Consider the following 19,664-nt stretch of genomic DNA (forward strand, 5'->3'; position numbering starts at 1 on the left):
CAACGGATGAGACTCCTCGGCATCCTATGCCTGCTCCTGACCCTCAATGGCTGCAGCTCGTTGCTGTTCTATCCCGAGCCCGGTCTGCCATTCACCCCGCAGCAGGCACGGCTGGAATACCGTGACGTCACCCTGACCACCGCCGATGGCCTGAAGCTGCGGGCCTGGTGGCTGCCGGCCAAGGCTGGGGTGCCGCTCAAGGGTACGGTGCTGCACCTGCACGGTAATGGGGGCAACCTGTCCGGGCACCTGGGTGGCAGTTGGTGGTTGCCGGCCCAGGGCTATCAAGTGTTGATGCTGGACTATCGCGGCTATGGCGTGTCCGAAGGCAAGCCTTCGTTGCCGGCCATCTACCAGGACCTGGACGCCGCCTTCCAGTGGCTCGACCAGGCCCCCGAAACCCGGGGCCAGCCGCTGGTGGTGCTTGGCCAGAGCCTGGGCGGGGCGCTGGCGGTGCATTACCTGGCGGCGCATCCCGAGCGCCAGCCCCGGCTCAAGGCGCTGGTGTTGGATGGCGTGCCCGCCAGTTATCGTGATGTAGGGCAATTCGCCCTGAGCACTTCCTGGCTAACATGGCCGTTTCAGGTGCCGTTGTCGTGGCTGGTGCCGGACGCCGACAGTGCGATCCACGGCATGCCGCAGCTGACCGGCGTGCCGAAACTGCTGTTCCACAGCCTGGATGATCCGATCGTGCCGCTTTCCAACGGCATCCGTCTGTATCAAGCTGCGCCGCCGCCGAGGGTGCTGCAATTGACCCGTGGTGGGCATGTGCAGACCTTTGCCGACAAGACCTGGCAAACCGTGATGCTGCGTTATCTTGATGATCCGCAGCATTTCAATGGCCTGCGTCGCCTGGGGGAAATCCCCAATTACCCGGCGGCTTCCCATTTAAAAGTTGAATCATCAGAGAGTCCGTAATGAGCGAAGAACGCAACATGATCCCCCTGATCCTCACCGGTATCGGCACCATCATCGGCACCGTAGGCTGCCTGTGGTACTACGGCTACCTGCACTTCGCCAAGCCCGAGGATGCGTTGTTGCTCAGCGACTACACCATGCTCAAGACCGTGCCCGGCGAGGACTATAAAGTCTCCCTGACCCCGGCTCCCCAAGTGGCGCAGTGCGTCGACGGTGTGCTGGTGCTGTTCGATACCGAGCAGAAGGGCTTGACCGGTGTGCTGGTGAACAGCAAGAAGCAAGCGGTGCGTTGCATGGGCCAGGAAACCCCACAACTGCAGCAGTAAGCCGGCCGGTAGTTTTTGGAACCATATTGGGTATGACACCACTGAATGGGTTGTCAGCAGCGCTGACGAATAACCCTTAATTACGTGGAGTATCACTATGAGTATTGATGGAGTTAGTGGTGGTAGTCGCGGCGGTGGCTTTTCCGTCGACGGTGGCATGGGTGAGCAGGGCAATCAGGGCAATCAGGGCAATCAGAGCAATATAGTTAAGGAAACCGCGTTGGGTCAGCAACAGGGTGGTGCTCTGGACCATGAAACCCTGACGAAAATGCTGGCGCAAATGTTGGCCAAGGCGGGTCGCACAGGGGGATCCCCGGACAGTGGCGACAGTAGTGGCGGCGATGAGGATAATCAACGCCAACAGATGAGTGGCCAACAACCGCAAGGCATACAAATGCCCCCAGAGAACAACAGCTCCGTCAACTTTGGCTAATCAAAAGCACTCTGTCGCAGAGGGTTTTGTATAAAAAAGCCCTGCCTGAAACCCAGGCAGGGCTTTTACATTGCTGTACGTCAGTCGATTATTGAATCGAAGAACGCGGCTTGACCGGCTGGTTGTCGTTGGAGATGGTCACTTCAACGCGGCGGTTCATGGCACGGCCCGACACGCTGGCGTTATCGGCAACCGGGTATTCCTTGCCGTAGCCGGTGGTCACGATACGGCCTGGGTTAACGCCCATCTTGATCAGTGCAACCTGCACCGAAGCCGCGCGGCGCTCAGACAGGGTCAGGTTGTAGGCATCGCTGCCGGTGCTGTCGGTGTAGCCTTCGACAATCACTTTGCGATCCGGGTTTTCCTGGAGAAATTGCGCCAGTTTGTTGATGTTCACCAGGCCGCTGGATTTCAGGTCAGCCTTGTTGGTGGCAAACAGCACGTCACCGAACGTTACCAGGGTACCGCGCTCAGTCTGCTTGGCATTCAAGCTGCCTTGCAGTTGCTTGATCTGTGCGTCGCGGGCTTCGAGCAGGGCGCGGGCACGTTCGTCGCCGGCGTTTTTCAGCTTGGCTTCGGACTCGCGCAGGGCGATGGTGTCCTTGGCCACTTCAACGCGCTGGTTGGTCAGGTAGGCCAGTTGGTCGACCTTCTTCTCGTCTTCCTTGTCGCGGTAAGCCTTGTCGGCCTTGTCCAGCCATTCGCTGGCGTCCTTGGTTTCCAGGGCGGCGATTTTGGTCGCCTGCGGGTTGGCTTGCAGGGCCGAGAAGTTGGTCCGTGCGTTTTCCAGGTTCGCGTTAGGCGGGGTGGAGCAAGCCGCCAGTGCAACGCTCATCGCCAGCAGGGCAGGGATCATCAATTGTTTACGCATAGTGGTGTCGTCCTTTCAATTCGATTTCGAGTGCGATGCAAACAAGGCGCTGCTTACTTATGCTGGATCACAGCAGGGCGCATGCCTTCCTGACGCAGCTCCTGAACAGCCTTCTGAGAGTCCTTCAGGGCCAGATCGGCCTTGGCAGCCTGGGCCTTGCGCTCTGCAACGCGTGCGTCCCACTCGGCCTGTTCGGCCAGGCGACGGGCTTCGTCGTACTTCTTGTCATGCATGGCCAGTTCGGCTTGCTTGAGCTTGTCCTGGGCCGCTTTCATTTCCACGGCGGCGTATTCGGTACCGCCAGCGCTGACGGCGCTGTTCACGGCCGATTGGGTCACGGCGTACTGCTCGGTTGGCGGGTTGCCGGCGCAGCCCGCGAGGACGAAGCTGGTACCGATTGCCAACGCGGCCAATTTAAGCCCGCGCAGGTGGTTAAACGAGGATTTGGCAGTGCTGGTCTTCATCGTCTTCAACTCCATTGGGTAACTCCTGAAAAAACATCAAATCCATCTACGGTGTTCAGCGTCTGCGTTTTGGCGGTGAAGCTCAGTGTGCCTTTTCAAACGCCTGTTCCAAGTGATGGCTTACTGGCTGTGACCCAAGGCTTTTTTGAATAGTTCAGCAAAGATGGCGATTTGCCCGAAAAAACATCTGAACAAATCTGACCCGATAGTCAGCGTGTAAAAAATGGAACTTTTGCTGCGCGCAGTAGTACTCAAAGGCCCTGAAAGGCCCGGAATAGAAGGGGGAATGCTCTTCAGTGAATAAGCAAAGAAATAGTGGCGAGCGGGCTTGCCACAGAGATGCCGAACATTGCTTGTAAGCGCGAGGCTTGAACGGCACTCTTGAGGATCAAAGCGTCCCGGATTCCTGGCTGGAGATTGGCTGATGAGCGATATCGATGCACGTTTGCGTGAAGATGTTCACCTGCTGGGTGAACTGCTGGGCAACACGATTCGAGAACAGTACGGTGATGAGTTCCTCGACAAGATCGAGCAGATCCGCAAGGGCGCCAAGGCCGATCGCCGGGGCGGGGCAACGGAGGCGGCGGCTGGCGAAGAGCTCAGCGCCAGCCTCAACCAGTTGCAGGAAGACGAGTTGTTGCCGGTGGCGCGTGCGTTCAACCAGTTTCTCAACCTGGCCAATATCGCTGAACAGTACCAACTGATTCACCGGCGCGATGAGTCCCAGCCGGCTCCGTTTGAATCGCGGGTGCTGCCCGAGTTGCTGGCGCGCTTGCAGCGTGAAGGCCATAGCAGTGAATCCCTGGCCCGCCAGTTGGCGCGGCTGGAGATCGAGCTGGTGCTCACCGCCCACCCGACCGAAGTCGCGCGCCGCACCCTGATCCAGAAATACGACGCTATCGCCGCGCAACTGGCCTTGCAGGATCACCGTGACTTGACCAGCGCCGAGCGCGAGCAGATTCGCCAACGCCTGCAACGGCTGATCGCCGAAGCCTGGCACACCGAAGAAATCCGCCGCACCCGGCCCACCCCGGTGGACGAAGCCAAGTGGGGCTTTGCGGTGATCGAGCATTCGTTGTGGCACGCGATCCCCAACTACCTGCGCAAGGCCGATCACGCCTTGCACGCCGCCACCGGCCTGCGCCTGCCCCTGGAGGCGGCACCGATCCGCTTCGCCTCGTGGATGGGCGGCGACCGTGACGGCAACCCCAACGTGACGGCGCCCGTGACCCGTGAAGTCTTGCTGCTGGCGCGCTGGATGGCGGCGGACCTGTACTTGCGCGATATCGATCAGTTGGCCTCCGAGCTGTCGATGCAGCAGGCCAGCCCCGAGTTGCAGGCCAGGGTCGGCGATAGCGTCGAGCCTTATCGGGCCTTACTCAAGCAACTGCGCGAACGCCTGCGCGCCACCCGCAATTGGGCGCACGCGGCGTTGGCCGGCAGCCTCCCGGCGCCGGCCGAGGTGCTGCAAAACAATCGCGACCTGCTGGAGCCGCTGGAGCTGTGCTATCAGTCCCTGCACGCCTGTGGCATGGGCGTGATTGCCGACGGCCCGCTGCTCGATTGCCTGCGCCGTGCGGTAACGTTCGGCCTGTTCTTGGTGCGCCTGGATGTGCGCCAGGACTCCAGCCGGCATTCGGCGGCGATGAGCGAAATCACCGACTACCTGGGCCTGGGTCGCTATGAGGACTGGGACGAAGACGCGCGCATCACCTTCCTGATGCAGGAGTTGGCCAACCGTCGCCCATTGTTGCCGGGGTATTTCAAGCCATCGGCCGACACCGCCGAAGTGCTCAATACCTGCAAGGAAATTGCCGCCGCGCCCGCCGCCTCCCTGGGCTCCTACGTTATCTCCATGGCCGGCGCGGCGTCCGATGTGCTGGCGGTGCAGTTGCTGCTCAAGGAGTCCGGGGTGCAGCGGCCGATGCGTGTGGTGCCGCTGTTCGAGACCCTGGCCGACCTGGACAACGCCGGCCCGGTGATCGAGCGCCTGCTGCTGTTGCCCGGCTATCGCGCGCGTCTGCAAGGCCCGCAGGAAGTGATGATCGGCTATTCGGACTCGGCCAAGGACGCCGGCACTACTGCGGCGGCCTGGGCCCAATACCGGGCCCAGGAACGCCTGGTGGATATCTGCCGCGAGCAGCAGGTGGAGTTGCTGTTGTTCCATGGTCGCGGCGGCACCGTTGGCCGTGGCGGCGGCCCGGCCCACGCGGCGATTTTGTCGCAGCCACCGGGCTCGGTAGCCGGGCGGTTCCGCACCACGGAGCAGGGCGAGATGATTCGCTTCAAGTTCGGCCTGCCGGATATCGCCGAGCAGAACCTCAATCTGTACCTGGCCGCGGTACTGGAGGCGACCTTGTTGCCACCGCCACCCCCGGAGCCGGCCTGGCGCCATTTGATGGATGAATTGGCGGCCGATGGTGTCAGCGCCTATCGCGCGGTGGTGCGGGAAAATCCGCAGTTCGTCGAGTATTTCCGCCAGTCCACGCCGGAGCAGGAACTGGGCCGCTTGCCCCTGGGCAGTCGCCCGGCCAAGCGTCGTGCCGGGGGCATCGAGAGCCTGCGCGCAATCCCGTGGATTTTCGGCTGGACCCAGACGCGCCTGATGCTGCCGGCCTGGCTGGGCTGGGAAGCGGCCTTGAGCAAGGCCCTTGAGCGCGGCGAAGGCCAGTTGCTGGGGCAGATGCGTGAGCAATGGCCGTTCTTCCGCACCCGCATCGATATGCTGGAAATGGTCCTGGCCAAGGCCGACGCCGATATCGCCCGGCTGTATGACCAACGTCTGGTACACGCCGACCTGCTGCCATTGGGCGCGCATTTACGCGACCTATTGTCGCAGGCGTGTGTCGTGGTGCTTGGCCTGACCGGCCAGTCGCAGTTGCTGGCCCACAGCCCCGACACCCTGGAGTTCATCCGCCTGCGCAACACCTACCTCGACCCGTTGCACCTGTTGCAGGCCGAGCTGCTGGCCCGCTCCCGCCAGCAGGAGGCGACACAGGACAGCCCTCTGGAACAGGCGCTGCTGGTGTCCGTGGCCGGTATTGCCGCCGGGTTGCGTAACACTGGCTGACATTTGTCGCGTGTTCTCAAGGGCTTGCAGACAAAACCGCCGGCCGACCCGAAAGGGCGGTGCCGGCGGTTTTGGGGCGGGGTTGCACCAAGGGATACCGCGACCAAAAGGCTTGTGTGGTGCGGGTTCTTCCGACTTTTGGCGGCTTGTGTGGTTAGGGCTCGCTGTGTATCTTGATCAGCCTTTGGCCGGTTGGGCGGCCTGGATTCGTATTTTTACGAGCATATTCTACGAGATTGGCCCCACGCGGCGAATCCGAGCGTCATCTCTATAAAAAATTGAGGAGCACATCGATGCGCGTCATTCTGCTGGGAGCTCCCGGGGCCGGTAAAGGTACTCAGGCAAAGTTCATCACTGAAAAGTTCGGCATTCCACAAATCTCCACGGGCGACATGTTGCGCGCTGCCGTCAAGGCCGGCACCGAGCTGGGCCTGATCGCCAAGAGCGTGATGGACAGCGGTGGCCTGGTTTCCGACGACCTGATCATCAACCTGGTCAAGGAACGCATCAGCCAGGAAGACTGCAAGAACGGTTTCCTGTTCGACGGTTTCCCCCGCACCATTCCCCAGGCCGAAGCCCTGGTGAAGGCCGGCGTCGAGTTGGACGCGGTGGTTGAAATCGCCGTTGAAGACGAAGAAATCGTGCAGCGTATTGCCGGTCGCCGCGTTCACGAAGCCTCGGGCCGCGTCTACCACATCGTCTACAACCCGCCAAAAGTGGCAGGCAAGGATGATGTGACCGGTGACGACCTGGTACAGCGCAAGGACGACACCGAAGAAACCGTGCGTCATCGCCTGTCGGTCTACCACTCCCAGACCAAGCCACTGGTAGAGTTCTACCAGAAGCTGTCGGCGGCCCAGGGCAAGCCGAAATACAGCCACATCCCGGGCGTTGGCTCGGTGGAAGCCATCACCGCCAAGGTGCTGCAAGCGCTGAACTGATCTGACGATCGGCTTGACGTTCAACGGCCCGCTTGCGGGCCGTTGTTGTTTATACTGGTAAACATTTTTTCGATTTGGACACCCCCACCGATGAGCACCCTGCTGGCCCTGGACACCGCGACTGAAGCTTGCTCCGTTGCCCTGCTGCATGACGGCAAGGTCACGAGCCACTATGAGGTGATCCCCCGCTTGCACGCGCAAAAGTTGCTGCCGATGATCAAGCAGTTGTTGCTCGATGCCGGCACCACCTTGTCGGCGGTGGACGCCATCGCCTTTGGCCGCGGCCCGGGGGCGTTCACTGGCGTGCGCATCGCCATCGGCGTGGTGCAGGGCCTGGGGTTTGCCCTGGAGCGCCCGGTATTGCCGGTGTCCAACCTGGCCGTGCTGGCCCAGCGCGCACTGCGTGAGCATGGCGCGGCCCAGGTGGCGGCAGCCATTGATGCACGGATGGATGAGGTCTACTGGGGCTGCTACCGCGAAACCGCTGGCGAGATGCGCCTGGTCGGCGTTGAAGCGGTGCAGCCACCCGAAGCCGCCGCGTTGCCGGCCGATGCCAGTGGCGACTGGTTTGGTGCTGGTACGGGTTGGGGGTATGGCGAGCGGATCGCCGTGGCAACGGTCGGCCAGGATGCCGGGATGTTGCCCCATGCCGAAGACCTGCTGACCCTGGCGCGTTTTGCCTGGGAACGCGGCGAGGCGATCCCGGCTGATCAGGCCGCTCCGGTGTACCTGCGCGATAAAGTGGCGCAGACCAAGGCTGAGCGCGGGCTCTAGGTTTATTGCGGTCAGCCTCTAATGTGGGAGCTGTCGAGCCCCACCGTTGATCGCAGGCAATCCTCACCAATCGTCAGAATTTCCCCCTGGGTTTAAACCTTTGCCCATTTATGTGTTCTAGTTGTCACCAGAGCATTTGCGTGCCAAGGAAAGTGCCGCTAAATTGCCATTACTGATCATGGATCTGCATGCATGCGTATAGACGGCTTTTCTTCCCAGCCCTACCCCCTCAAGCGCAAGCCACGCAAGGCGAACGTGACGGTAGACGAGTCCGTCGAAGAGTCCCCCGACTTTATTGAAGTTCAGCCAGAAACCTCCCAAGGCGCGACGCCTTCCGCGCGCTCCCAGGGCGCCAGCGGCGCACGTATCAGCGGCGTTCCGGCGCGCCAGCAAGACATGGTCTTCCCGCGCTCCATGAGCCGCAACGTTGCCACGGCCCTGGCCAGCTACCTGACCACGGCAGGCTTTGTCGAATGGGATATGGAAGTGCTGGGTCTCGATATCCATATCTGATGCTGTTGCCTTATTTCCTCGGTTGCCCGTCCTGGAGTGAAAACGCCTGGCGCGAGTACCTGTATCCACAAGATGCCCGCGCCACGGATTTTCTCGGGCTCTATTGCCAGGTGTTCAACGCCTGCGAAGGCAACACCACCTTCTACGCGCGGCCCTCGGTGGCCACCGTGCAGCGCTGGGCCGAGATCATGCCCGCGCACTTTCGGTTTACCGCCAAATTTCCCGGTGATATCAGCCACAGTGCTGACCTGCGCGAACAGTTGCCCGCCGCCGAAAGCTTCCTCGGCCTGATGAGCCCGCTGGGCGAGCGGGTTTCGCCACTGTGGCTGCAACTGCCGGCCAGTTTCACCCCGCAGCGGCTGGGGGAACTGGCAGGCTTTATCGACGGCCTGGAGCGCCCGCTGGCGGTGGAAGTGCGTCACCGCGAATTTTTCGCCAAGGGCGACGCCGAGCGCAGCCTCAACCGCTTGCTGCGTGACCGTGGTGTCGAGCGCATCTGCCTGGACCCACGGGCGTTGTTCAGTTGCACTTCAACCTCGGCCGCCGTGCTCCATGCCCAATCGAAAAAGCCCAAGGTCCCGCCCCGGCCGGCGGCGTTGACCCAGTTCCCCCAGGTGCGCTTTATCGGCCACCCGGAGCTGGAAGCCAACGATCCGTTCCTGGTGCCGTGGGTGGAAAAAGTCGCCGGCTGGATTGAGGAAGGGCGCACGCCTTACGTGTTCCTGCACACCTCGGACAATCGCCTGGCGGCCCAACTGGCCATGCGCTTTCACCAGCAATTGAGGGTGCGGTTGCCGGGGTTGCCGGCGTTGGCGCAGTTGCATCGGGAGCCCGCTGTGGAGCAACTGGGGTTGCTCTAGGCGCGCGGGATCAAGCCGCCAGGCGCAGGTTCTGCAGGATCAGCGGGCGGGCCCAACCACAATCGAAGTCCAATGCCTTTTGCTGCAGCGCTAGTTCTTCATCGGGATACGGTTCGGCGGCGGGTGGCAGCAGGTCCAGTTCGAGCTCGGCAATCGGCAGGAACAACGGCTTGGCTTGCGGCGCCGGGCCCGGGGCGGGCAATGGCTGGCCGGCAGTGAGGACGATGGGGCGTACCCAGCCACTCTCGAAGTTCTGCTGGCGCTGTTGGGCGACGATTTCATCCTCCGGGAACGGTACGGCCGCCGGTGGCAGCAACTCCAGTTCAAACTCGGCAATCGGCAGGAGCAGCGGTTCAGGCGGGGCGACCTCGGTGTCCTGGACATTGCAATGACGCTGGGTGACGATTTGCGTCAGCAGGTCGCTGCCGGCGCTGGGTTCGATCGAGGCATCCACCGGCACCGGGTCTGCGGCCAACTGCGCCCCTGGCTCCTGGCCAAGCTGCTCGGCCAACGCCCGGGCGAAGAAGTCCTGCCACACATGACTGACGCCGGCCAGCGCTTGGGTATTGCGCAGGCCGAAGTGGTTGTGGGTCGGCAGGACACCGGTGAATAGGGAATGAATGTCTGACATTTCTCTCGGTCGACGCTCAGGGTCTGGCAAAATGCCTGATCCTTTTTTATCGGCCGCTTTTGGCCGATCCTTAATATTTTTGAGCGTAGCAAACGATGAGCGAACAACCCGCGGCCAGCCGCATTCGGGTCGAGGCCTTGGCCGACGGTTTCCAGGCCCGCGCCCAGCACTGGGCCGAGCAGCTTGGCTTGCCTGTGCAGCTGGCGGATGCTGAGTTTGCCCTGCAAGTGGGCGAGCATGGCCTGCAACTGCAACAGCTGGGCCCCGATGCGCCTGGCCCGGTGCGGGTGGATTTTGTCGAGGGCGGTGCGGCCCATCGCCGGCTCTATGGCGGTGGCAGCGGGCAGATGATCGCCAAGGCGGTGGGGGTGTCCCAAGGTGTGCGTCCGCGGGTGCTGGATGCCACGGCGGGCCTGGGCAAGGACGCGTTCGTACTGGCCAGCCTGGGCTGCGAGATGAGCCTGATCGAGCGTCAGCCGTTGATCGGGGCCTTGCTCGAAGATGGCCTGGCGCGTGGGGCGGATGATTTTGAAGTGGCGCCCATTGTTGCGCGGATGACCCTGCTCAAAGGCAACTCCATCGAGGTGATGCGCCATTGGGAGGGGGAGCCGCCGCAGGTGATCTACCTCGACCCGATGTTTCCCCACCGTGAGAAAACCGCCCTGGTGAAGAAGGAAATGCGCCTGTTTCGCCCGCTGGTGGGCGACGACCCGGATGCCCCGGCGTTGCTCGCGGCGGCCTTGGCCCTGGCCAGCCATCGGGTGGTGGTAAAGCGCCCACGCAAGGCGCCGTGCATCGACGGGCCCAAGCCGAGCCATGCGCTGGATGGCAAATCCAGCCGGTACGATATTTATCCGAAGAAAGCGCTCAAGGCCGGTACGCCCGCATAAAAAACCCTACCACTTCCTGCACATGCTCTTCGGCGGCGGCTTTGCTCAAGCGTTCGCCACAGCCATACAGCAAGCGGAAATTGGCCGTGCCCTTGAGCATGCAAAAGAAGTGTTCGGCCGCAGTAAACGGCTTGTCGATGCTCAAGGCACCACTCTGGTTGATCTTGCCCAGCAAGCGCTCCATGCCCTGCAACATCCGCATGGGGCCGGCTTCAAAGAAGATCTGCGACAGCTTCGGATCTTGATTGCCCGAGGTCATCATCAAGCGATGCAGGTTCACCGACTCTTCACTGTTGATCAGCAGGTGAAAGCCCCGGGCGATGTTCAGCAGCACCTTCTCCACCGGCACACCGTCGGGCAGCTCGAAATACATCACCGGCAGTTGCGCTTCGCACTTGGCCTCGACGGCGGCGGTGAACAGGGTTTCCTTGTCGGTGAAGTGGCTGTAGACCGTCAGTTTCGACACCCCCGCCTCAAGGGCCACGGCGTCCATGCTGGTGCTCGCGTAACCGTTGCTCAAGAACAGGATTTTCGCTGCGTCGAGGATTGCCTGGCGCTTTGCCATGTCCTTGGGACGCCCGGGGCTATTGGTGGTTACAGGATTGTCAGACATTTTTACTTTAAATAGTGGACTGGTGAGTTTGGTATTAATAACATACCGGTCAGTATAATTACTCCAAGCACTATTTGCGAAAGGTCCTTCAGCATGCGCAGCATTTTCCTGCCCCTCGCGTTGCCTGTCAGCCTTGCTCTTTTATTGGCTGCCTGCGGCCATGAAGAGGCGGCTCAAACCACCGTCCGTCCGGCCATGGTGGTGCAACCACAGCCTTCGGCGCTGGCAATGGACAGCTACCCCGGCGAGGTTCGTGCCCGTTATGAGCCGGACCTGGCCTTTCGCATTGGCGGCAAAGTCAGCCGCCGGCTGGTGGAAGAGGGCGAGCGCGTCAAGGCCAACCAGCCGCTGGCCGAGCTCGACCCCCAGGATGTACGCCTGCAACTGCAGGCCACGCGTGCCCAGGTCACGGCAGCCGAGGCCAATCTGAGCCTGGTGCGGGCCGAGCGTGATCGCTACAAGACCCTGATGGACCGTCAGATGGTCAGCCGCTCCCAGTACGACAATTCCGAAAACCTCTACCGCGCAGGCGTCGCCCGCTTGCAGCAGATCAAGGCTGAATTCGACGTGGCCAACAACCAGGCCGGCTATGCCGTGCTGCGCGCTCCTCAGGATGGGGTGGTGGCCAAGCGTGCGGTGGAAGTCGGGCAAGTGGTGTCTGCCGGGCAGACCGTGTTCACCCTGGCCACCGATGGCGAGCGTGAAGTGTTGATCAGCTTCCCAGAGCAAAGCTTCGGCCGCTTCAAGGTCGGCCAGCCGGTCTCGGTGGAGTTGTGGAGCCAGCCCGAGCAACGTTTCGCAGGGCGCATTCGCGAGCTGTCGCCAGCGGCCGACCCCAAGTCGCGCACCTTTGCTGCCCGTGTCGCCTTCAACGCCGGTAAGGTCCCGGCGGAGCTGGGGCAGAGTGCGCGGGTCTTCATCCAGGCCGACGGTGTGATTCCCTTGGCGGTGCCGCTGTCTGCCCTCAGTGCGGAGAATGGTGTGTCCTACGTCTGGTTGGTCAAGCCGGATAACACCCTCAAGCGCACGGCGGTGCGGATCGGCGCCTTCGGCGAAAAAAGCGTGCCGGTGCTCGAAGGCCTGGCCCCCACTGACTGGGTGATTGCCGCCGGTGTCCATGTGCTCCATGAGGGCCAGCAAGTGCGCCCGGTGGATCGCTCCAACCGGGTGGTGAATCTGGCGGCCAACAAGGAGTAGTCCCCGATGGGTTTCAATCTTTCCGAATGGGCGTTGCGTAATCGCCAGATCGTCCTGTTCCTGATGCTGTTGCTGGCGGTCGTCGGCACGTTGTCCTACACCAAGCTGGGGCAAAGCGAAGATCCACCGTTCACCTTCAAGGCCATGGTCATCAAGACCAACTGGCCAGGCGCCACGGCCCAGGAAGTGTCGCGCCAGGTCACCGAGCGCATTGAAAAGAAACTGATGGAAACCGGCGAGTACGAGCGCATTGTCTCGTTCTCCCGCCCGGGCGAATCCCAGGTCACGTTTATCGCCCGGGACTCGATGCACTCGGCGCAGATTCCCGACCTCTGGTACCAGGTGCGCAAGAAGATCAGCGATATCCGCCAGACCCTGCCACCGGACATCCAGGGCCCGTTCTTCAACGATGAATTCGGCACCACCTTTGGCAATATCTACGCCCTGACCGGCGAGGGTTTTGACTACGCGGTGCTCAAGGACTACGCCGACCGCATCCAGATCCAGCTGCAACGGGTGCCGGATGTGGGCAAGGTCGAGCTGCTGGGACTACAGGACGAGAAGATCTGGATCGAGTTGTCCAACCTCAAGCTCGCCACCCTCGGCCTGCCCCTGGCGGCGGTGCAACAGGCATTGCAGGAGCAGAACGCGGTGTCTACCGCCGGCTTCTTTGAAACCCCGAGCGAGCGTGTGCAGTTGCGGGTGTCGGGTAACTTCAAGGCGGTGGAAGAGATCCGCAATTTCCCGATCCGCGTGGGCGACCGCACCTTCCGCATCGGCGACGTGGCCGAGATTCACCGTGGCTTCAATGACCCGCCGGCGCCGCGTATGCGCTATATGGGGGACGACGCGATCGGCTTGGCCGTGGCCATGCGTGATGGTGGCGACATCCTGGTGCTGGGCAAGGCCCTTGAGGCTGAGTTCGCACGCCTGCAGAAGAACCTTCCGGCCGGCATGCAGCTGCGCAAGGTGTCGGACCAGCCGGCGGCGGTGAAGACCAGCGTGGGCGAATTCGTCCAGGTGCTGGCCGAGGCCCTGGCGATTGTGCTGCTGGTGAGCTTTTTCTCCCTGGGCGTGCGCACCGGCATGGTGGTGGCCCTGGCGATTCCGCTGGTGCTGGCCATGACCTTTGCCTGCATGTATTACCTGGGGATCGGCCTGCACAAGATCTCCCTCGGTGCCCTGGTATTGGCCCTGGGTTTGTTGGTCGACGATGCGATCATCGCCGTGGAAATGATGGCGATCAAAATGGAGCAGGGCTACGACCGCCTCAAGGCGGCCAGCTTCGCCTGGACCAGTACCGCGTTCCCGATGCTCACCGGTACGCTGATCACCGCAGCCGGCTTCCTGCCGATTGCCACCGCGCAATCGAGTACCGGCGAATACACCCGCTCGATTTTCCAGGTGGTGACCATCGCGCTGCTGGCCTCGTGGGTCGCGGCCGTGGTGTTTGTGCCCTACCTGGGGGAAAAGCTCCTGCCGGACCTGGCGAAGATTCACGCGGCCAAACACGGCGCCGATGGACCGGATCCCTACGGTACGCCGTTCTATCAGCGCGTACGGCGCTGGGTAGAGTGGTGCGTACGCCGGCGCAAAACCGTGATTGTGCTGACCGTGCTGCTGTTTATCGGCTCGGTGGCGCTGTTCCGTTTTGTCCCGCAACAATTCTTCCCGGCGTCCGGGCGCCTGGAGCTGATGGTCGACCTGAAGCTGGCCGAAGGCGCCTCGCTGAGTAATACCGCCGATCAGGTCAAGCGTCTCGAAGGCCTGCTCAAGGCGCATGCCGGGATCGACAACTATGTGGCCTATGTCGGCACCGGTTCGCCGCGCTTCTACCTGCCCCTGGACCAGCAACTGCCGGCGGCCAGCTTTGCCCAGTTCGTGGTGCTGGCCAAGACCATCGAGGAGCGCGAAACCCTGCGCACCTGGTTGATCGAGACCCTCAACGAGCAATTCCCCGACCTGCGTTCGCGGGTCACGCGCCTGGAGAACGGCCCGCCGGTTGGTTATCCGGTGCAGTTTCGCGTGACCGGCGAGCACATCGAAGAAGTGCGGGCCCTGGCGCGCAAGGTGGCGGCCAAGGTGCGTGAGAATACCCATGTGGTGAATGTGCATCTGGATTGGGAAGAGCCGAGCAAGATCGTCTACCTCAATGTCGACCAGGACCGCGCCCGCGCCCTGGGCGTGAGCACGGCCAACCTGTCGAAATTCCTCCAGAGTTCCCTGACCGGCTCCAGTGTCAGTCAATACCGGGAGGACAACGAGTTGATCGAAATCCTCCTGCGCGGCACCGTGCATGAGCGTACCGAGCTGTCGCTGCTGCCGAGCCTGGCGGTGCCGACCGATAATGGCACCAGCGTGGCGCTGTCGCAGATCGCCACTCTGGAATATGGCTTCGAGGAAGGCATTATCTGGCATCGCAACCGCCTGCCAACCGTGACTGTGCGCGCCGATATCTATGGCAAGGAGCAGCCGGCGACCCTGGTCCAGCAGATCCTGCCGACCCTGGCCGCGGTGCGTGCCGAACTGCCGGACGGTTACCTGCTGGACGTGGGCGGCACCGTGGAAGACTCCGCCCGTGGCCAGAACTCGGTGAAAGCCGGCGTGCCGCTGTTTATCGTGGTGGTGCTGACCTTGCTGATGCTGCAACTGCGCAGCTTCTCGCGCACGGCCATGGTGTTCCTTACCGCGCCGTTGGGGCTGATTGGCGTGACGCTGTTCCTGCTGGTGTTCCGCCAGCCGTTTGGTTTCGTGGCCATGCTGGGGACTATCGCGTTGTCGGGGATGATCATGCGCAACTCGGTGATCCTGGTGGACCAGATCGAGCAGGACATCAAGGCCGGCCTGGAACCCTGGCAAGCGATTATCGAGGCCACCGTGCGGCGCTTCCGGCCGATTGTGCTGACCGCACTGGCGGCGGTGCTGGCGATGATCCCGCTGTCGCGCAGTGTGTTCTTCGGGCCGATGGCGGTGGCGATCATGGGCGGGTTGATTGTGGCGACGGCGCTGACGTTGCTGTTTTTGCCGGCGTTGTATGCGGCGTGGTTCCGGGTCAAGCCGAGATCCGCATAACGTGGAGTAAATAGGCTACACGGTTTAGGAACTGTTTTTTGCGCACCTGCCACTCAGGGATTACCTGGGTTTCAGGTGCCTTTTCCTGGCGGCGGGGTTGCTCCAGGAGGAGGTTTCATTAAATGTGAGGAATGACCTATGGGCATGTTTGGGCTAGCAGGGTTCGGTATGATGCCGATGATGGCCTTCAAAATGGGGAAACACTTCGGCAAGGGCAAGGGCAAATCCAAATGTAAGCCACCGCCCTGCCAGCAGCACCACCATCACCACGCTCAACCACAGCAGTTCTCCAGTACCATCAAGTACGAGGGCAAAATCACCTACAGCTGATGGTAGTGAGGTGCATATCTGCTGGGCAATAACACCAACGCCCCGATTATTCGGGGCGTTGGTATTTGTTGCCGACGGTGTGCCTAGAGGGCGCCGAACACTTTCTTCGCCAGGCTGGTGGCGGCGGCTGCCGGGTTCTGGCGGATGCTTTCTTCCTGTTGGGCAATCATCTTGAACAAACCGTCCAGCGCTTGTTCAGTCACGTAGTTTTCGACGCTGTCGCTCTTGCCGCCCAACAACCCCATGGGCGCTTTTTTGGCCAGCGCGTTGTACTGCTGGGCAACACCGACCTTGTCCGTGGATTGCTTGACGATTGGCAGGAACTTGGCGCGGATCTGCTCGCGGCTGCTTTTGTCCAGATACTGGGTCGCTGAATCCTGGCCGCCGCTGAGGATGCCCTTGGCGTCGCTCACGCTCATGTTTTTCACGGCATTGACCAGAATCGGCTGGGCCTGGGTCACAGCGGACTCGGCGGCCTTGTTCATGCTGGCTTCAAGTTGGCTGATCTGATCGCCCATACCGAGCATTTTCAGGGCGCCGGCGGCTTTTTCCAGCTTGCCCGGCAAACCGATTTTCACCTCGGGGTTATTGCTGAAACCACCGGGAGCCCCCAGTTGCTTGACGGCAATCTGCGCGCCTTGGGTCAGCGCGTCCTTGAGGCCGCCCGTGGCGTCGCCCTGGGACAGGTCGCCGAGGGACAGGGCCATGGCGTTGGCACCGAGCAGCAGGCCCGCGCACAGGGCGCTGAGGCGAAGAGAGTTGCGGAGCATGGGCGCTTCCTTTTTATCGACTGGATCAGTGGGTAACGGCGTCAACGCGCAGGCGAAGCGGCTGGGGATCCTGGCCGTTCAACTGCACCGAATGGCGCTCGGTGGTGATAAACATTAGCTTGCCATCCAGCTCGATGCGAGCGCTGACCGAATAGCTGTGGCCGGGCTTGACCTGGGCCGGGTCGTAGTTCAGGTGGAAAGGCAGCGGCACCTGGCCGTTGACCGGGCCTTTCTGCTCGGCCAGGGTCACGGCGGGGGCGTCGGCCAGGGACACATCCTGTAGGCTGACGCTCAAGGTGGCGGCAGGCGGCAGGGCAATGCGTTGCAGGTAGAACACTTCGCCATCAAGGCTGGCTTTGGGCGCGGGATTCATCGAGTGACAGGCTCCCAGCAGGGCGGTCAGGCCCAGGAGAATGATTTTTTTCATGGTACAGCTCCTTGTCAACGGCGCCAGAAACACCCTGGCGCCCTGGTAAATCTAGCGGGTTTCGTCCGCGGCGTCCGGCGCGGGCGCTTCCTCGTTGCGGTGCAGCGCCACCTGGCGGATCGACAGGCGAATCTCCGCCGGCAGCACCCGCTTGGCCGCGCCTTCGGCCAACTCGCCGAGCAGGTCGTGGTAACTCAGCTTGCCGGCTTCATCGCGGCGCAGCACATCTTGCTCCAGCAATGTCTGGATGAAATGTCGGAAAAGGCTCTTATCGAAGAACTCCGGGGCATTCAGGCCATGCAGGATCGACAGGCGCTGGGCCATGACTGTGCACAGGTCTTCCAGTTCTTCGGCGCTGATACTGTTCTGGCCACTGTTGAGCAACAGGGAAATGGCCATATAGAAGCGTTGCAGGGTCTGGGCAATGCTCTTGGACAGCAGGGTCAGCAGCACAAAGTTGCGCGAACTGGGGGCCGGGCGCAGGTAGATGTTGTTTTCAAAGCGCAGCAGGCCTTGTTCCACCAGGGCTTCGAGCCACTGGTCGACCACCGCGTCCAGCTCGTCCAGGGACCAGCGGATAAACAACTCCGATTGCAGGTACGGATACAGCGCGCGGGTGTAGCGCAGGATCTGTTCGCGGCTCATGCGCGAACTGCTCTGGAAGAAGCTGGCCAACAGCGCCGGTAGGGCGAAGATATGCAGCACGTTGTTGCGGTAATAGGTCATCAGGACCGCGTTTTGCTCGTCCAGGTACAGGATCTTGCCCAGGGCATCGCTCTGTTCCGACAGCAGGTGCATATCCTTGACGTGCTTGATCAGGGCCTGGCCGTCACCCTCGGGCAACGTGGTATGGGGCGAGTAGGGCACCCGGCGCAGCAGCGCCAGGTACAGGTCCAGCACCCGCGCCATGGCCTGGTCGTCCAGGGCCAGGCGGCTGGTGGACAGTAGCGCCAGCGCCACCAGGTTCACCGGGTTGATCGCCGCGGCCTCGTTAAGGTGCTGGGCCACCCGTTCGCCGAGGCGGTTGGTGGTCTCGTTGAGCCAGGCCGGCTTGTAGTGGGGCGCCAGTTCCTGGGTGCGCCAGTCCGGTTGCTCGTGGTCGAGAAACTCCGCCAGCTTGATCGGCTCGCCGAAGTTGACCGCCACCTGGCCAAAGCGCTGCTTGAGCGCGCCAATGACCTTGAAGATATCGAAGATCGACTCTTTCTTTTTTGTCGCCCCGCGCAGTTCGCCCAGGTAGGTGCGGCCTTCCAGCACCCGTTCGTAGCCGATGTACACCGGCACAAACACGATCGGCATGCGTGAGGAACGCAGGAAGCTGCGCAGGGTGATCGCCAGCATGCCGGTCTTGGGCTGCAGCATGCGCCCGGTACGCGAGCGCCCGCCCTCGACGAAGTACTCCACCGGGAAACCCTTGGTGAACAGGGTGTGCAGGTATTCGTTGAACACCGAGGTGTACAGCGGGTTGCCCTTGAACGTGCGGCGCATGAAAAACGCCCCGCCACGGCGCAACAGGCTGCCGATCACCGGCATATTGAGGTTGATCCCGGCGGCGATGTGCGGCGGGGTCAAGCCGTTCTTGAACAGCAGGTACGACAGCAGCAGGTAGTCGATATGGCTGCGATGGCAGGGCACGTAGATCACTTCGTAACCCTGGGCGACCTTTTGCACACCTTCGATATTGTTGACCTTGATCCCGTCGTAGATCTTGTTCCAGAACCAGCTCAGCACCACTTCGAGGAAGCGGATGGCGGTGTAGGTGTAGTCCGAGGCGATCTCGTTGCCGTAGCGCAAGGCCAGGGCCTTGGCTTTTTCCGGGCTGATGTTCTCGCGCTCGGCCTCATCGAGGATCGCCTGGCGCACCAGCGGCATGTTTACCAAGCCCTTGACCAGGTTGCGCCGGTGGGACAGGTCGGGGCCGATCACGGCGGTCTTGAGGTTGCGAAAGTGCACCCGCAGGATCCGTTGGGCCATGCGTACGGTGCGTTCGTGCCCTTTATTGTGCTCGATCAATTCACGCAGGTTGATTGGCGCCGAGAATTGCACCCGGGTCTTGCGCCCCAGGATCAGGATACTCAACAGCCGGCGCAGGCGCCCGGTGACGGCCCAGCTGTCGGCGAACAGCAGTTTCCAGGGGCTGGACTCGCTGGCTGGCGACTGGCCCCAGAACACGCTGACCGGGATGACCTGGGCATTTTCCTCGGCGTGCTCGCTCAGGGTGTTGACCAGGCGCGTCAGGGTCGGCGGCGCGCCGCGCTTGTCCTGGCGGCCGAGCCAGTCCGGGTCCGGGGTCAGGTAGAAGAACGCCGCCGGTTCCATCAACGGGCCAACGGACACCGGCAGCACCGGGCGCGGCAGGCCGGCCTTGGTGCACTCGGCATCCACCACGGCCAGTTCGGTCAGGGAGGGCGATTGCAGGACGTAGAACACCGGCCGGCTGCGGTCCAGGTTTAGGGTGAGGGACGACTGGTTGATCGTTTCCGAGCGAACCCAGAGGTACAACAGTCGGCGCAAGGTGCCAAATACCAGACGGCGGAACGGGGAGCGGGTCATAGGTGTGCTGC

19 protein-coding genes are annotated in these 19,664 nt (G+C 62.1%); 12 read left to right on the forward strand and 7 right to left on the reverse strand.

Features of this window, described 5'->3' with window-relative positions; translation table 11 throughout:
* Positions 1-6: 6 nt before the first annotated feature.
* The 3 genes from AC07W7_RS11775 to AC07W7_RS11785 all read left to right on the forward strand — a co-directional run bounded on the left by AC07W7_RS11775 (position 7) and on the right by AC07W7_RS11785 (position 1,677).
* The gene (locus tag AC07W7_RS11775; protein ID WP_076962136.1) at positions 7-918 is read left to right on the forward strand and encodes an alpha/beta hydrolase; all 912 of its coding nucleotides are present in this window, start codon (positions 7-9) and stop codon (positions 916-918) included.
* Complete coding sequence (locus tag AC07W7_RS11780; RefSeq protein WP_038446400.1) at positions 918-1,244, forward strand: PA3694 family proteiin; 327 nt, start codon at positions 918-920, stop codon at positions 1,242-1,244. Before AC07W7_RS11775 ends, AC07W7_RS11780 begins: the two co-directional genes overlap by 1 nt.
* Positions 1,245-1,341: 97 nt before the next feature.
* Positions 1,342-1,677, forward strand: coding sequence for a hypothetical protein (locus AC07W7_RS11785; protein WP_495039356.1), 336 nt, complete (start codon positions 1,342-1,344; stop codon positions 1,675-1,677).
* A gap of 88 nt (positions 1,678-1,765) precedes the next feature.
* Here the strand turns inward: AC07W7_RS11785 and lptF are convergent, their stop codons facing one another.
* Complete coding sequence (gene lptF, locus AC07W7_RS11790) at positions 1,766-2,548, reverse strand: lipotoxin F family OmpA-related lipoprotein LptF (RefSeq protein ID WP_076962138.1); 783 nt, start codon at positions 2,546-2,548, stop codon at positions 1,766-1,768.
* A gap of 53 nt (positions 2,549-2,601) precedes the next feature.
* Positions 2,602-3,027 carry a DUF4398 domain-containing protein gene (locus AC07W7_RS11795; RefSeq protein ID WP_076962139.1) on the reverse strand — a complete coding sequence of 142 codons (426 nt, stop codon included), beginning with the start codon at positions 3,025-3,027 and terminating at the stop codon, positions 2,602-2,604.
* A 409-nt stretch (positions 3,028-3,436) separates the two neighbouring features.
* Here AC07W7_RS11795 and ppc point away from each other — a divergent pair, with 409 nt between their 5' ends.
* The 5 genes from ppc (at position 3,437) to AC07W7_RS11820 (ending at position 9,170) form a co-directional block, all read left to right on the forward strand.
* Positions 3,437-6,082, forward strand: a complete 2,646-nt coding sequence (gene ppc, locus AC07W7_RS11800; RefSeq protein ID WP_495039357.1) for a phosphoenolpyruvate carboxylase — start codon at positions 3,437-3,439, stop codon at positions 6,080-6,082.
* Between the two features lie 293 nt (positions 6,083-6,375).
* Complete coding sequence (gene adk, locus AC07W7_RS11805; protein WP_029300155.1) at positions 6,376-7,023, forward strand: adenylate kinase; 648 nt, start codon at positions 6,376-6,378, stop codon at positions 7,021-7,023.
* Between the two features lie 90 nt (positions 7,024-7,113).
* Positions 7,114-7,797, forward strand: a complete 684-nt coding sequence (tsaB, locus tag AC07W7_RS11810) for a tRNA (adenosine(37)-N6)-threonylcarbamoyltransferase complex dimerization subunit type 1 TsaB (protein WP_076962141.1) — start codon at positions 7,114-7,116, stop codon at positions 7,795-7,797.
* Positions 7,798-7,989: 192 nt separating this feature from the next.
* The gene (locus AC07W7_RS11815) at positions 7,990-8,310 is read left to right on the forward strand and encodes a hypothetical protein (protein WP_076962142.1); all 321 of its coding nucleotides are present in this window, start codon (positions 7,990-7,992) and stop codon (positions 8,308-8,310) included.
* Positions 8,310-9,170 (forward strand): DUF72 domain-containing protein, encoded by an 861-nt coding sequence (locus tag AC07W7_RS11820; protein WP_099168205.1) that lies wholly within the window; start codon positions 8,310-8,312, stop codon positions 9,168-9,170. The genes AC07W7_RS11815 and AC07W7_RS11820 overlap by 1 nt, the downstream gene beginning before the upstream one ends.
* A gap of 10 nt (positions 9,171-9,180) precedes the next feature.
* Here the strand turns inward: AC07W7_RS11820 and AC07W7_RS11825 are convergent, their stop codons facing one another.
* A complete protein-coding gene (locus AC07W7_RS11825) occupies positions 9,181-9,801 on the reverse strand; it encodes an energy transducer TonB (RefSeq protein WP_495039358.1) in 621 nt (206 codons plus the stop codon).
* Positions 9,802-9,896: 95 nt separating this feature from the next.
* Between AC07W7_RS11825 and AC07W7_RS11830 the strand changes: the two genes are divergently transcribed.
* Complete coding sequence (locus tag AC07W7_RS11830; protein ID WP_076962145.1) at positions 9,897-10,691, forward strand: class I SAM-dependent methyltransferase; 795 nt, start codon at positions 9,897-9,899, stop codon at positions 10,689-10,691.
* Here AC07W7_RS11830 and AC07W7_RS11835 read toward each other — a convergent pair.
* Positions 10,669-11,304 carry a TetR/AcrR family transcriptional regulator gene (locus AC07W7_RS11835; RefSeq protein ID WP_099168207.1) on the reverse strand — a complete coding sequence of 212 codons (636 nt, stop codon included), beginning with the start codon at positions 11,302-11,304 and terminating at the stop codon, positions 10,669-10,671. The genes AC07W7_RS11830 and AC07W7_RS11835 overlap by 23 nt on opposite strands.
* A 93-nt stretch (positions 11,305-11,397) precedes the next feature.
* Between AC07W7_RS11835 and AC07W7_RS11840 the strand changes: the two genes are divergently transcribed.
* From AC07W7_RS11840 to AC07W7_RS11850, 3 genes are all read left to right on the forward strand, one after another.
* Entirely contained in the window at positions 11,398-12,501 is a 1,104-nt protein-coding gene (locus tag AC07W7_RS11840; RefSeq protein ID WP_076962147.1) for an efflux RND transporter periplasmic adaptor subunit, read from the forward strand.
* Positions 12,502-12,507: 6 nt separating this feature from the next.
* Positions 12,508-15,573 (forward strand): efflux RND transporter permease subunit, encoded by a 3,066-nt coding sequence (locus AC07W7_RS11845; RefSeq protein WP_076962148.1) that lies wholly within the window; start codon positions 12,508-12,510, stop codon positions 15,571-15,573.
* Positions 15,574-15,711: 138 nt separating this feature from the next.
* Positions 15,712-15,903 carry a hypothetical protein gene (locus AC07W7_RS11850; RefSeq protein ID WP_076962149.1) on the forward strand — a complete coding sequence of 64 codons (192 nt, stop codon included), beginning with the start codon at positions 15,712-15,714 and terminating at the stop codon, positions 15,901-15,903.
* 83 nt (positions 15,904-15,986) lie between these two features.
* On the opposite strand, the gene AC07W7_RS11855 is transcribed toward AC07W7_RS11850, so the two are convergent.
* Genes AC07W7_RS11855 through plsB form a run of 3 tightly spaced genes read right to left on the reverse strand, consistent with a single transcriptional unit; the run spans position 15,987 to position 19,653 of the window.
* Positions 15,987-16,673, reverse strand: a complete 687-nt coding sequence (locus AC07W7_RS11855) for a DUF4197 domain-containing protein (RefSeq protein ID WP_076962150.1) — start codon at positions 16,671-16,673, stop codon at positions 15,987-15,989.
* Positions 16,674-16,698: 25 nt separating this feature from the next.
* Entirely contained in the window at positions 16,699-17,100 is a 402-nt protein-coding gene (locus AC07W7_RS11860) for a YbaY family lipoprotein (protein WP_076962151.1), read from the reverse strand.
* Between the two features lie 51 nt (positions 17,101-17,151).
* On the reverse strand, positions 17,152-19,653 hold the full coding sequence (gene plsB / locus AC07W7_RS11865) for a glycerol-3-phosphate 1-O-acyltransferase PlsB (RefSeq protein WP_076962152.1): 2,502 nt from the start codon (positions 19,651-19,653) through the stop codon (positions 17,152-17,154).
* Positions 19,654-19,664: the final 11 nt, after the last annotated feature.

This window comes from Pseudomonas sp. GW821-FHT01D09, assembly GCF_059422465.1.

Coding starts and splice junctions, on each gene's coding strand:
- AC07W7_RS11830 (WP_076962145.1), top strand. CDS start 9,897: ATGAGCGAACAACCCGCGGCCAGCCGCATTCGGGTCGAGGCCTTGGCC.
- adk (WP_029300155.1), top strand. CDS start 6,376: ATGCGCGTCATTCTGCTGGGAGCTCCCGGGGCCGGTAAAGGTACTCAG.
- ppc (WP_495039357.1), top strand. CDS start 3,437: ATGAGCGATATCGATGCACGTTTGCGTGAAGATGTTCACCTGCTGGGT.
- AC07W7_RS11775 (WP_076962136.1), top strand. CDS start 7: ATGAGACTCCTCGGCATCCTATGCCTGCTCCTGACCCTCAATGGCTGC.
- AC07W7_RS11840 (WP_076962147.1), top strand. CDS start 11,398: ATGCGCAGCATTTTCCTGCCCCTCGCGTTGCCTGTCAGCCTTGCTCTT.
- AC07W7_RS11845 (WP_076962148.1), top strand. CDS start 12,508: ATGGGTTTCAATCTTTCCGAATGGGCGTTGCGTAATCGCCAGATCGTC.
- AC07W7_RS11815 (WP_076962142.1), top strand. CDS start 7,990: ATGCGTATAGACGGCTTTTCTTCCCAGCCCTACCCCCTCAAGCGCAAG.
- AC07W7_RS11855 (WP_076962150.1), bottom strand. CDS start 16,673: ATGCTCCGCAACTCTCTTCGCCTCAGCGCCCTGTGCGCGGGCCTGCTG.
- AC07W7_RS11780 (WP_038446400.1), top strand. CDS start 918: ATGAGCGAAGAACGCAACATGATCCCCCTGATCCTCACCGGTATCGGC.
- AC07W7_RS11850 (WP_076962149.1), top strand. CDS start 15,712: ATGGGCATGTTTGGGCTAGCAGGGTTCGGTATGATGCCGATGATGGCC.
- lptF (WP_076962138.1), bottom strand. CDS start 2,548: ATGCGTAAACAATTGATGATCCCTGCCCTGCTGGCGATGAGCGTTGCA.
- AC07W7_RS11795 (WP_076962139.1), bottom strand. CDS start 3,027: ATGGAGTTGAAGACGATGAAGACCAGCACTGCCAAATCCTCGTTTAAC.
- AC07W7_RS11835 (WP_099168207.1), bottom strand. CDS start 11,304: ATGTCTGACAATCCTGTAACCACCAATAGCCCCGGGCGTCCCAAGGAC.
- AC07W7_RS11785 (WP_495039356.1), top strand. CDS start 1,342: ATGAGTATTGATGGAGTTAGTGGTGGTAGTCGCGGCGGTGGCTTTTCC.
- AC07W7_RS11825 (WP_495039358.1), bottom strand. CDS start 9,801: ATGTCAGACATTCATTCCCTATTCACCGGTGTCCTGCCGACCCACAAC.
- AC07W7_RS11820 (WP_099168205.1), top strand. CDS start 8,310: ATGCTGTTGCCTTATTTCCTCGGTTGCCCGTCCTGGAGTGAAAACGCC.
- tsaB (WP_076962141.1), top strand. CDS start 7,114: ATGAGCACCCTGCTGGCCCTGGACACCGCGACTGAAGCTTGCTCCGTT.
- plsB (WP_076962152.1), bottom strand. CDS start 19,653: ATGACCCGCTCCCCGTTCCGCCGTCTGGTATTTGGCACCTTGCGCCGA.
- AC07W7_RS11860 (WP_076962151.1), bottom strand. CDS start 17,100: ATGAAAAAAATCATTCTCCTGGGCCTGACCGCCCTGCTGGGAGCCTGT.